The 10,939-nt window shown below is 75.5% G+C and carries 8 protein-coding genes; 5 read left to right on the forward strand and 3 right to left on the reverse strand.

Going from position 1 to position 10,939, the window contains the following annotated elements; all coding sequences use genetic code 11:
- Positions 1-16: 16 nt before the first annotated feature.
- Complete coding sequence (locus tag ABZV78_RS08135; RefSeq protein ID WP_355636476.1) at positions 17-1,042, forward strand: tetratricopeptide repeat protein; 1,026 nt, start codon at positions 17-19, stop codon at positions 1,040-1,042.
- A 4-nt stretch (positions 1,043-1,046) separates the two neighbouring features.
- On the opposite strand, the gene ABZV78_RS08140 is transcribed toward ABZV78_RS08135, so the two are convergent.
- Both ABZV78_RS08140 and ABZV78_RS08145 read right to left on the reverse strand, forming a co-directional pair.
- Positions 1,047-1,994, reverse strand: coding sequence for a hypothetical protein (locus ABZV78_RS08140; protein ID WP_355636478.1), 948 nt, complete (start codon positions 1,992-1,994; stop codon positions 1,047-1,049).
- Positions 1,991-2,371, reverse strand: a complete 381-nt coding sequence (locus ABZV78_RS08145) for a hypothetical protein (RefSeq protein WP_355636480.1) — start codon at positions 2,369-2,371, stop codon at positions 1,991-1,993. Before ABZV78_RS08145 ends, ABZV78_RS08140 begins: the two co-directional genes overlap by 4 nt.
- Positions 2,372-2,538: 167 nt before the next feature.
- Here ABZV78_RS08145 and ABZV78_RS08150 point away from each other — a divergent pair, with 167 nt between their 5' ends.
- The 3 genes from ABZV78_RS08150 to ABZV78_RS08160 all read left to right on the forward strand — a co-directional run bounded on the left by ABZV78_RS08150 (position 2,539) and on the right by ABZV78_RS08160 (position 7,579).
- A complete protein-coding gene (locus ABZV78_RS08150; protein WP_355636482.1) occupies positions 2,539-6,306 on the forward strand; it encodes a CHAT domain-containing protein in 3,768 nt (1,255 codons plus the stop codon).
- A gap of 126 nt (positions 6,307-6,432) precedes the next feature.
- On the forward strand, positions 6,433-7,212 hold the full coding sequence (locus ABZV78_RS08155; protein ID WP_355636484.1) for a hypothetical protein: 780 nt from the start codon (positions 6,433-6,435) through the stop codon (positions 7,210-7,212).
- A complete protein-coding gene (locus tag ABZV78_RS08160; protein WP_355636486.1) occupies positions 7,205-7,579 on the forward strand; it encodes a transcriptional regulator in 375 nt (124 codons plus the stop codon). Before ABZV78_RS08155 ends, ABZV78_RS08160 begins: the two co-directional genes overlap by 8 nt.
- An 18-nt stretch (positions 7,580-7,597) precedes the next feature.
- On the opposite strand, the gene abc-f is transcribed toward ABZV78_RS08160, so the two are convergent.
- Positions 7,598-9,235 (reverse strand): ribosomal protection-like ABC-F family protein, encoded by a 1,638-nt coding sequence (gene abc-f / locus ABZV78_RS08165; protein ID WP_355636487.1) that lies wholly within the window; start codon positions 9,233-9,235, stop codon positions 7,598-7,600.
- A 267-nt stretch (positions 9,236-9,502) separates the two neighbouring features.
- On the opposite strand from abc-f, the gene ABZV78_RS08170 reads away from it, so the two are divergent.
- Positions 9,503-10,846: a glycoside hydrolase family 18 protein gene (locus tag ABZV78_RS08170; RefSeq protein ID WP_355636489.1), complete on the forward strand. Its 1,344-nt coding sequence runs from the start codon at positions 9,503-9,505 to the stop codon at positions 10,844-10,846.
- Positions 10,847-10,939: the final 93 nt, after the last annotated feature.

A 10,939-nucleotide genomic window follows, 5' to 3' on the forward strand; every position in this document is an offset into this window, starting at 1 on the left:
ATGGGAGGATGACCGGGTGTCGTCGCTCGCGCTACCGCACGTGACCTTCCTCGGTGGACATCCGCGTCGCACGAGCGAGACGTCCGGCCTGACCGCCGTCCTCGACCGCTCCGGCATCGAGCTGCGCCGGCCGATCCGCCGGTTCCTGCGCCTACCCTGGCCCACCCTGCGCGGGCTGGACATCCGCACCCCGAGCCTGCTCACCATGGCGCTCGACGGGCACGGCCTGCGCGACGACGGCGCCTACCTCGACCTGCACCTCGACCACGGCGTGTGCCGGTTGCACGTCCCGGGCACGCCGGGACCGGAGCTGCGGGAACGGCTGGCGGCGTGGGCGGCGGACGAGGCGGGCCCACCCGAGCCGCTGCCCGCCATGCCCCCGCCGCCGCCGCGCGAGGTGCGCGATCCGGTCGACGTGGTGCGGATCTCCCTCGACATCTGGCGGGCCGCCGGCGCCGGCCGCGAGTCGGTCCCCGACCGGAGCACGCTGGCATACCGGCTCAGCGTCGCCGAGGACCATCGCCTCGGTGGCCGGTTCGCCGAGGCCGTCGCCCTGCTCGAACCCCTGGCCGCCGGGGCGGCGGCGGCCTTCGGGCCGCTCGACACCGACGCCCTCGCCGTCCGCAACGCGCTCGGTCAGGCTCACCTGGCCGCCGGCCAGGTCGACGACGGGCTGGACGTGCTGCGGGAGGTGGCGGCCGCCGCCGAGCACGCGCAGGGCGCCGACGGCGACCTCACCCTCGTCGTCCGGAACAACCTGGCGATCGGTTACCAGCACGCCGGCCACTACGCGCAGGCCATCGAGCTGCACGAACGGAACCTCCGGCACAGCGAGCGCAAGCACGGGCCGCGGAGCCGGCAGACGGTGGGCCGGCGCAACAACCTGGCCGCGACCCTGGCGCTGGCCGGCTACCGGCGGCGGGCGATCGAGCGCTACTGGGAGGTCCTCGACGCGCTGTCGGCCGACGCCCACCACGACCCGCTGGCGGTCACCGCCCGGCAGAACCTGGCCATCCTGCACAACCCGTCCTGGCAACCGTGACCGGTCACGGGCGGCGCGGCGAGCGGTCGGCGGCACCGGCCCGCCGGGCGCGCGGCACGACGTCGTCCTTGCGGACGATCGCGGTCACCTGCTCGCCGACCTCGCGGGTGAGCCGGTCCGGGCAGGGCAGTCCGAGCTGGACCGCCAGGTCCCGGCCGTACAGGTCGACGGTGGCCTCGGCCAGGTCGGCGTAGACCGCCACGGCCAGGCGGGCGCGATACCGGGCGGCCAGCAGCGCCACCAGCCCGACGACCAGGGCCGGCCACCAGAACACCCCGAGGCCGGCGTAGAGCAGGCCCCAGCCGACCAGCCGGGCGGCCGCCCCGCACCGGTCCTGCGCGGCCGCCAGCTCACCCCGCGCCTCGTCCGGGAGCAGCAACCACAGGCGCGGCCACCCGCTCGCCAGGTCGATGCCGTAGCTGCGGTGCACCCGGACGTCGGTCGCGTGCAGCCGATCGCCGACCCAGGTGGGCCGCGCCGGCTCCACCAGGCAGATCGCCGCGCGGCGGGCGATGGCCCGGCGCGTCCGGTCGCGCAGCGCGGGGTCGCCGGTGTCCGCGAGCAGCGCGCGTTCCGCGGCCAGCACCGCGGTGTCGGCCCGCTCCCACCGGCGGCGACGCCGGGCGGCGAGCCGGCACAGCACCGGCCCGGACCCGGTCAGGCTCCACGTCCAGGAGACCAGCACACCCACCGAGTGCGCGACGAGCCCGGCCGCCGCCGCGCCGAGCAGGAACGCGATCGCGCCGATCAGCAGGGTCGCTCCGGATCCACCGGCCGGCCCGGCGGTCAGCCCGTCCCACCAGGTGGCCAGGGCCCGCTGATCCACGGCGTGCCGCTGGCCGAGAACGTGGGCCAGCACCACCGCGCCGGCGAACAGCGCCCCCGGCAGCAGCAGCGCCGCCGTCCACCGGGTCAGCAGCTGCTTGCCCAGCTCGGCGAGGAAGGCGTTCACAGCACGATCCGGCGCTGCCCGAACGGCACGCCGGTCAGCCCGCACACCGGCCGGTCACCGTCGCCGTCGGGGACGACGCGGGGGCACGGCAGCGGGCTCGGGCAGCCCCAGGCGACGACCGTGGGATGACCGCCCCCGCCGAGCCACGGTTCGAACCCGCGTACGCCGGTGGTCAGGCCGTCGATGCCGTGCCGGGCGAAGGCGTCGTCGAGCCGGTCGAGGTCCTCCGCGAGCCGGTCGTCCAGGCGGCCCTGGCCGACGGCGTCGGCGATCCGGTCGAGCACCTCGGCGACGCCGTACCGCTCGGCATGCTCGCGTAGTTGCTCGCCGACGGCCTGATGGCACAACCGGCCGACGCGCTCCGCAACGAGTTCCAAGGCCGCTCCCCGGGCACCGGTTGGCTTCCGCTGCCAGATTAGCGACCGGGGCAAGCCCCACCGTCCCCAGAGGTGGGTCGTGGGCCCGCTTCCGCCCACCGGCCGGGGCGGGCAGGATGGGCGACGGAGCTCGTAGGCCGACGCCGGCGCACCGGAATCGAGTAGCGATGTCGAGACGGACCACCAGCGCCGCCGTACGGCGGGTCGCGGCGGTGACCGCGGAGTACGAGCGCACCGGTGACCCGTCCGTCCTCACCGGACCGGACCTGTGGCCGGACACGGACCTGCTCGCCGCCGCGGCCGGTGACCGGGGCGCCGGCCGCACCGCCGCGCAGGTGCTCGCCCGGCTCCACTGGTACCGCTACCTCGACCTGCCCGGTCTGGCCGGCCTGCGGGAGCGCCGGGCGGCCGTCACGCTGTTCCGGCAGGGCTGCCGCGACGACCCCGACCGGGTGCCCGAGCTGATCCGGGACGACTACCGGGAGAGCGACCGGGCCGGCGCGCCGCGCCTGTCCGACGTCCTGCTCACCCAGCAGCAGGCCGACCGGATCGCGGGTCTCCGACAGCGGCACCGGGCCGGTTCCGGGAAGGCCCTCCGGATGCTCGTCACGCTGTATCAGGAGTGGCTGCCGTACCTGTCCCGGGAGCGCGACGAAGCGGCCGACCTGCTCCGTGCCGCGCTGCTCACCGATCTCGCCGAGGCGCTGGCGGCGCTGGCCGAGGAGACCGGGGACGGCCGGAGCTACGACGAGGCCCTGGACGCCGCGACGCAGGCCGTGGGGGCGACCTCGGCGCGGGACCCGCACCGGCCGCACCGGCTGCTGCGCCGCGGCCGCCTGTTCGAACGCTACTTCGACCGGGGCGCCGGCCCGCGGGCCCTGGAACTCGCCGTCGGTGACCACCGCCGGGCGGCCCAGCTCGCCTGGGGACGCCGACCCACCGATCCGGGGGTGGTGACGACGCTCGGCGCGGCGCTGTGCCGGCTGCACGAGGTGCCGGAGCAGGCGTCGGTGGCGCTCCTGCTCGAGGCGACCGCCGCCTGGCGCGACGCGGTCCGGGCCACGGCGCCCGACCGGCCGGCGGCGGCGCCGGCCCTCCAGCAGCTGAACACCGTCGCCAACCTGCTGGCCCGCGAGGTCGGCCCCGACCTGGCGGGTGCGATCGTCACCGCGGCCGACCAGCCGGAGGTGCTCGACCGGCTGCTGCGGCGGGCCGAGGATCGGGCCGGACGGGTCACCGTGGACGCCGCTCCCCCGGCGCTGGCCGAGCGGCACGAGTCGGCCGTCGTGCTGGTCGCCGCGGTGCCCGGCGACCATCCGGAGCGGCCCCGGGCCCTGCTCCTGCTGGCCGAGGCGGAGCTGGACCGCTGGGAACACGGTGGCGACCTGAACGGGGCGGCGCGGGCGGCGACCTGGGCACAGCTCGCGCTGGACGCCACCGGGCCGGGGCATCCGCTGCGGCGGTCGGCGCTCAACCTGCTGGCCGGCGCCGCCGCCCAGGCGGGGGTGCACGGGCGGGCCGAGGGGCTGGTCGAGATCGCCGTCTCGGCCGCGCGCGCGGCGCTGGACCTGGTCGACGGGCAGCCGGACCTGCGTCCGCAGCAGCTCGTGGTGCTCGCCGGCACCCTGTCCCACGCCGGCTGGCTGGCCGAGGACCCGGAGCTGGTGGACGAGGCGCTGCGCCACCAGCGGGAGGCGCTGGAGCACACGCCCGCGCGGCACGAGACCTATCCGCTGCGGCTCATGCGGCTCGCCAGCATGCTGTCCCGCCGGGCGGCGCTGGCGCCCGACGACACGCTGCTCGCCGAGGCCGTGGAGACCAGCCGTCGGGCCGCCGACGCGCTGCCCGCCGGCGATTCCCGCCGGGTCGGCTTCCTCTACAACCACGCGAGCAGCCGGTCCCTCCTCGCCGTGCGCCAGGCCGACGAGGACGGCCTGCTGGCAGCCGAACGCACGTACCGCGAGGCGCTCGCCCTGGTGCCGCCGGACCACCCGGACCAGCCCCGGATCGGCAGCGCGATCGCCGACACCCGCTACCAGCGGTACCGGGTCGGCGGTGACCTCGACGTGCTGGCCGACGCCGTCCGGCTGGCCCGCCAGGCACTGGCGCAGACCCCGACCGGGCACCACTGGTGGCCGCTGCGGGCCAGGCTGCTCGCCCGGGCCGCGGCCGAGCTGGCCCGGTCGGCAGGCCCGGACGCCGAGCCGGCGCGGAGCGAGGCCATCGCGGCGTACGCGGCCATCGCCGCGTCGTCCGGGGTGGACTCGGCGACCCGGGTCGACGCGGAACGCCAGCAGGCCGAGATGGCCCGGGAGGCCGGCGATCCCGCGGCCCGACTGGCCGCCCTGGAGCGGGCGGTGCGACAGCTGCCGGCCTCCGTCGACCGGTCGTCGTCCGGGCGCCGCCGGCTCGGCACGGTCGCCGCGCTGGGCGGGGTGGCGACCGAGGCCGCCGCCGCGGCGCTCGCGGCGGGCGACGCCGAGCGCGCCGTCGAACTCCTGGAACGCGGCCGGGGCCTGCTGTTCCACGAGGCCCTCGGGATCCGCGGCGGCCGGCTGGAGCTGCGCGCGATCGACGCCCGGCTCGCCACGGAGCTCGACCGGGTCGACCGGGAACTGGCGGAGGCGGACGCCTACACGCAGGTCCGGAAGTTCACCATCGAGGTGGAACGCCGGACGGCGGCCGGCGAGGTGCTGGCCAGCTCCAGCAGGGACTGGGATCCCCGACCGGTCTGGCTGGCCCGGACCCGGCAGCTCGCCGCCGAGCGGGACCGGGTGGTCGAGCGGATCCGCCGGCTGCCCGGGTTCGCCGACTTCCTCCGTCCGCCGTCGATGCCGCTGCTGCGCCGGCGGCTGGCCGGAATGCCGGTCGTCGTCGTCACCACGCACGGCGACCGGGGCGACGCCCTGGTCGTCCCGGCGGACCCGGAGCGGCCGGTGCGGCCGGTGCGCCTGCCCGACCTGCGCGCGACCGTGGTCCAGCGGCACGTGGTCCGCTGGTACGCGGCGGTGGCCGAGGCGACCGACCCGGCGGTGCCGTTCGACCGGCGCGCCGCCGCCCAGGAGGAGTTGCACGGCATCCTCGCCTGGCTGTGGGACGCCGTCGCCGGGCCGGTGCTCGACCTGCTGGCCCCCGTGGACGACCCGGCGCCGCGGATCTGGTGGTGCCCGGTCGGCGCGCTGGCCCGACTCCCGCTGCACGCGGCCGGCCACCACCGCGAGCCGGGCCGCCGGCGTACCGTCCTCGACCGTGCGGTGTCGTCCTGGACGCCGACCCTCACCGCCCTGGCCCACGCGGGGGCGGACCGGCCGCCACGGCCGACGACCGCCACGGCCGCCGTCGTCGGCGTGCCGACCGCCCGGGACCTGCCGGCGCTGTCCCAGGTACGCGCCGAGGTCGAGCAGGTCGCCCGGCTGATGCCCGGTTCGACGGTGCTCGCCGGAACCGAGGTGGCGCTCGACGTGGTCGCGGAGGCGCTGCGGGAGCACCCGATCGCGCACTTCGCCTGCCACGGCGAGGCGGATCCCGGCGTCGCCGCGATGCTGACCGGCGGGCTGCGCCTCGGCGCCGGTGGCACGCTCAGCCCGCACCGGGTGGGCTCGTACCAGCTGGAGCGGGCCGAACTGGCCTTCCTGTCCGCGTGCGGCTCCGCCGAGACGCACCCGACGTTCACCGACGAGCCGCTGCACCTGGCCGCGGCGTTCCAGCTCGCCGGCTTCCGGGGCGTGATCGGCACGACGTGGCGCACCCCGGACAGCGCGCGGGTCGCCGCCGCGTTCTACGCCGGACTGACCGACGGCGGCACCCGGCCGCCGGACACCGCCGCGGCGGCCCGGGTGCTCGCCGACACGATGCGGGCCGTCCGCGACGAGTTCCCGGCGACGCCGACCCGGTGGGCCGGCCACCTCCACGTCGGACTGAACCGGCCGCTGTGAGCACCCCGGCCGTCGGTGATCGCACACTCCTACGGGTGATGTGGCCGAGCCTCTTGGCCGGCGATCCGCCAACCGTTACTCTCTTTGCATTGCAAAGTGCTGTGCTGACGCAAAGTGGGGAGCGCCGTGAACCCGGACCACGGACACGCGACGCAGACGTTGACCGAGCTGAGATGGCTTCGCCGGCGGACCCGCGTGCGGGCGCACGGCGGGGCGTGGCTGCCCGCCCTGGGTATCGCCGTGCTGCTGCTCGCGAGCAGCGCGCTCTACCGCCGCCCGTTCGCCTCGACGTACGGCATCTCGGTCGACTCCCCGTACTGGGCGGGCCTGCCCGACGAACAGCGCGATCCGCTCGCGTCGTACCTGTTCTGGTTCCTCGGCACGCCCCTGCTGTTCGCCGCCGTCGGCCTCTGGTACCGCTGGCGGTCCCGGTCGTCGGGCCTCCGGGTGGCCTGGCCGCTGTTCGTCAGCACCGGACTCGGCATTCTGCTCCTGCTCGCCGTGCTGGCGGCGGTACCGCAGCAGCAACCGCAGCAACTGGACGCCCTGAATTCCAGCGGGGGTCACTTCTGGCTGCCCGGGTTGCTGACGCCACTGGTGCCGATCGCCGCGGCCGTGCTGGTCCTCGGCTGGGCGGAGCGCAGCCGGGCCCTGACGGTCGCGGGCGGCTGGATCGCCGTCCTCACGGTCTGGCTGTGCGGCTGGGCCCCGATGGGATACCTGCCGGGCTGGGCCACCGACCTGCTCGGTGGCGACCTGACCGGCCCGCTGGACGGAGTCCCGAACACATTGGGCGGCCAGATCGCCTGGCGCCCGGGGATCTGGCTGATCCTGATGTCCGTGCCGCTGGTCGCGTTCGCGGCGGCGCGCGGCTGGCAGAGCTGGCGGGTGTCCAGGTATGGCTGACTCACCGTTGCCAACCGAGCCGCCGCCGCCACCTCACCCGGCGTTGGCCCTTGACGACGTTGTGCACCAGCGCGTACGACTCGCCATCCTCACCGTGCTGAGCGAGACGCAGGAGTGCAGGTTCTCCACGCTCCGTGACGAGTTGAGCCTGACCGACGGCAACCTCAACCGCCATCTGCGGGTCCTGGAACAGGCCGGGCTGCTCCGAGTGATCAAGGCCTACGACGGTCGCCGCCCCAGCACCTGGCTGCGGCTCACGCGACAGGGCCGCGCGGCCCTCCGCGCCGAGGTTGCCGCCCTGGAGCAGCTGGTGGCCCGACTGCGGGCCGCCAACGCCGACCATGCCGACGGCGACAGCGTCACCTGACCGGCTCGGGTGGAGGCCTCAGGCGAGGTCGGGTGCGGGCACCTCCCGGAGCCGGCCGCCGTCGAGGCGGAGCCACCGCCGCACGCCGATCTCGGCGAGGAACCGCTCGTCGTGGCTCACCACCACGAACGCTCCCCGGTAGGCGCCCAGGGCGTTCTCCAACTGCCCCGCGCTGACCAGGTCGAGGTTGTTGGTCGGCTCGTCCAGCAGGAGCAGGTGAGGCGCCGGCTGCGCGTACAGGACACAGGCGAGGGTGGCCCGCAGCCGTTCGCCGCCGGAGAGCACGCCGACCGGCAGGTGGGCGCGCGCGCCGCGGAAGAGGAACCGGGCCAGCAGGTTCATCCGCTCGGCCGGCGGCCGGTCCGGGGCGTACGCGGCGAAGTTCTCCGCCACCGTGCGGTCCGGGTCGAGCAGGTCCAGCCGCTGCGACAGGTACGCGACCCGGCCCTCGCCCCGGCGCACCTCGCCGCCCTCCGGGTCGAGGTCACCGCGCAGCAGCCGGAGCAGGGTGGACTTGCCGGCGCCGTTGGGGCCGGTCAGCGCGATCCGCTCGGGCCCCCGGATGCTCAGGTCCACACCGGCCCCGGCGAAGACCGCCCGGCCGTCGTGGTGCACCTGCATCCGCTCCCCCGCCACCACGGTCCGGCCGGCGGGGACGGTGGTGTCCGGCAGGTCCAGGGTCAGCGTCTGGTCCTCGCGCAGCGCCCTGCTGGCCTCGTCGAGCCGGGACTGGGCCTCGCTGACCCGGTTGGCATGCAACTGCCGGGACCGGCCGGCCGACTCCTGGGCGCTGCGCTTGAGCCCGCCGGCCACGATCCGGGCCAGGCCGGCGCTGTCCAGGTTGCGGGCGGCGTTGCCGGCCCGCCGCTCGGCCCGCTCCCGGGCCTGCTGCATCTCGCGCTTCTCTCGCTTCACCTCCTGCTCGGCGCCGCGCACGGTGCGCTCGGCCGCCTCCTGGGCCGCCCGGGCGGCCTCCTCGTACGCGGTGAAGTTGCCGCCGAACAGCCGCACCTCCCCGCGGTCGAGTTCGGCGATGCGGTCCATCCGGTCCAGCAGGGCCCGGTCGTGGCTGACCAGCAGCAGGCAGCCGGACCACTCCTGGAGCACCCCGTAGAGGCGGTGCCGCGCGTCGAGGTCGAGGTTGTTGGTCGGCTCGTCGAGCAGCAGCACGTCGGGGCGACGGAGCAGTTGCGCGGCGAGGCCGAGCGAGACGACCTGCCCGCCGCTGAGCGTGGCCAGCCGCCGGTCCAGCGGAACGTCCCCCAGGCCCAGCCGGTCGAGTTCGGCCCGGCTGCGCTCCTCCACGTCCCAGTCGTCGCCGACGGTGGTGAAGTGCTCCTCGCGGGCGTCTCCGGCCTCGATGGCGTGCAGCGCCCGGAGGACCGCGTCGACGCCCAGCACCTGGGCCACCGTCAGGTCGCCGTCCAGCGGCAGGTTCTGCGGCAGGTAGCCGAGCACGCCGTCCACCGTCACGGCGCCGCCGGTCGGGGTGAGCTCACCGGCGATCAGCCGCAGCAGGGTGGTCTTGCCGGCGCCGTTCGGCGCGACCAGGCCGGTGCGGCCGGGCGGCACGGTGAAGGACAGGTTCTGGAAGACCGGGGTGTCGTCCGGCCAGGAGAAGGAGAGGTTGCTGCAAACGACACAGGTGTCGGACATCGAGAAGACCCTCAGGGGTTGCGCCGGGCACGGCACGGCCGCCCGGATGACGAGACAGGGATGCGACGAGGTGGGCCGGGATCACCCGGAGATGTCGTCGTCGCCCGTCATGTCTGTCTCCTTCGAGTCGCAGCGCGGTCTCTCGACGCGCTCCCGCCAGCCTAGCAACTCCGGCGCGGGAACTTGACCGTGAATCGCGACCGGCTTAGCTTCATCGATCAGAAAGGTCTCTTAACTAATCCCGCTCCGTCCCTCGTGGGAGTGCCGATGCGACCATTCCGCCACCGCCGTCTCACCGCCCTCGTCGCCCTGTCGACCATGCTGGTCACCGCCGCCCCGCCGAGCGCCGCGAGCGCCGCGGACGGCTCGTCCCGCCGGACCGGATACCACCGGGTCGGCTACTTCACCCAGTGGGGCATCTACGGCCGGGCCTTCCCGGTGAAGAAGCTCGACACCTCCGGGGCGGCGAGCCGCCTCACACACGTCAACTACGCGTTCGGCAACGTCAGCGAGGACGGGCGCTGCTATGTGGACGGCAGGCCGGGCGAGGGCGACGCCTGGGCCGACTACCAGCGCCCCGTCCCGGCCGAGGAGAGCGTCGACGGCGTGGCCGACGCCTGGGGCGAGCCGCTCAACGGCAACTTCGGCCAGCTGGCCAAGCTCAAGGCCCGGCACCCCGACCTCAAGGTGATGATCTCGCTGGGCGGCTGGAGCTGGTCGACGTACTTCTCCAACGCCGCCCGCACCGACGCGTCCCGCCGGGCGTTCGTCGCCTCCTGCATCGACCTCTACCTGAAGGGCAACCTGCCGGTCCTGGACGGCGGCAGCGGCGGCCCGGGCGCCGCCGCCGATGTCTTCGACGGCATCGACCTGGACTGGGAGTGGCCGAACTGGCCGGGCGAGCCGGGCAACGTGGTCCGCGCCGAGGACCGGGAGAACTTCACCCGGCTGCTCGCCGAGTTCCGCCGGCAACTCGACGCGTACGGCCGGCAGACCCGGAAGCACTACGCTTTGACCGCGTTCCTGCCGGCCAACCCGGCGGCCATGGACGCCGGCTACGAGGGCCGGAAGATCTTCCGGTACCTGGACTTCGCCACGGTGCAGGGATACGACTTCCACGGCTCCTGGGACGCGGTCACCAACCAGCAGTCGGCGCTGCGCGTGCCGGCGGGCGCGCCGGACAGCCCGGACTTCTCCGCCGAGGTGGCGATCGACGGTTGGCTGGCCCGGGGCGCGCCGCGCGGCAAGCTGGTCCTCGGCATCCCCTACTACGGTCGCGGCTGGACCGGCGTGACCGGGGGCGGGGACGGGCTGTTCCAGCCCGCGGCCGGGCCCGCGCCGGCCACCTTCGAGGCCGGCTCCGAGGACTACCGGCAGCTCAAGACCCTGCCCGGCAAGGGTTACACCGTCCACCGCGACCTGCGCGCCGGGCACGCCTGGTTGTTCGACGGCACGACCCTCTGGACGTACGACGATCCGGTGGTCGTGTTCCAGAAGACGCTCTACGTCCGGCGGGCCGGCCTGGCCGGGGCGATGGTCTGGTCGCTGGACGGTGACGACGACAACGCCACGCTGACCCGGACGATCAGCGCGGGTCTCGCGACGCCCTAGCGGCACGTCGCCGCCTCCGCCGCCGGCCGTCCCCGCCCCCCGCCGCCGGGCGTAGGTTGCGGATGTCCCCACCCGGCGCGCGGACGGGCCTGG

Origin of the sequence: Micromonospora sp. NPDC004540 (genome assembly GCF_040610095.1) — a bacterium.
In the GTDB taxonomy this organism is placed as follows: Bacteria; Actinomycetota; Actinomycetes; order Mycobacteriales; family Micromonosporaceae; genus Micromonospora.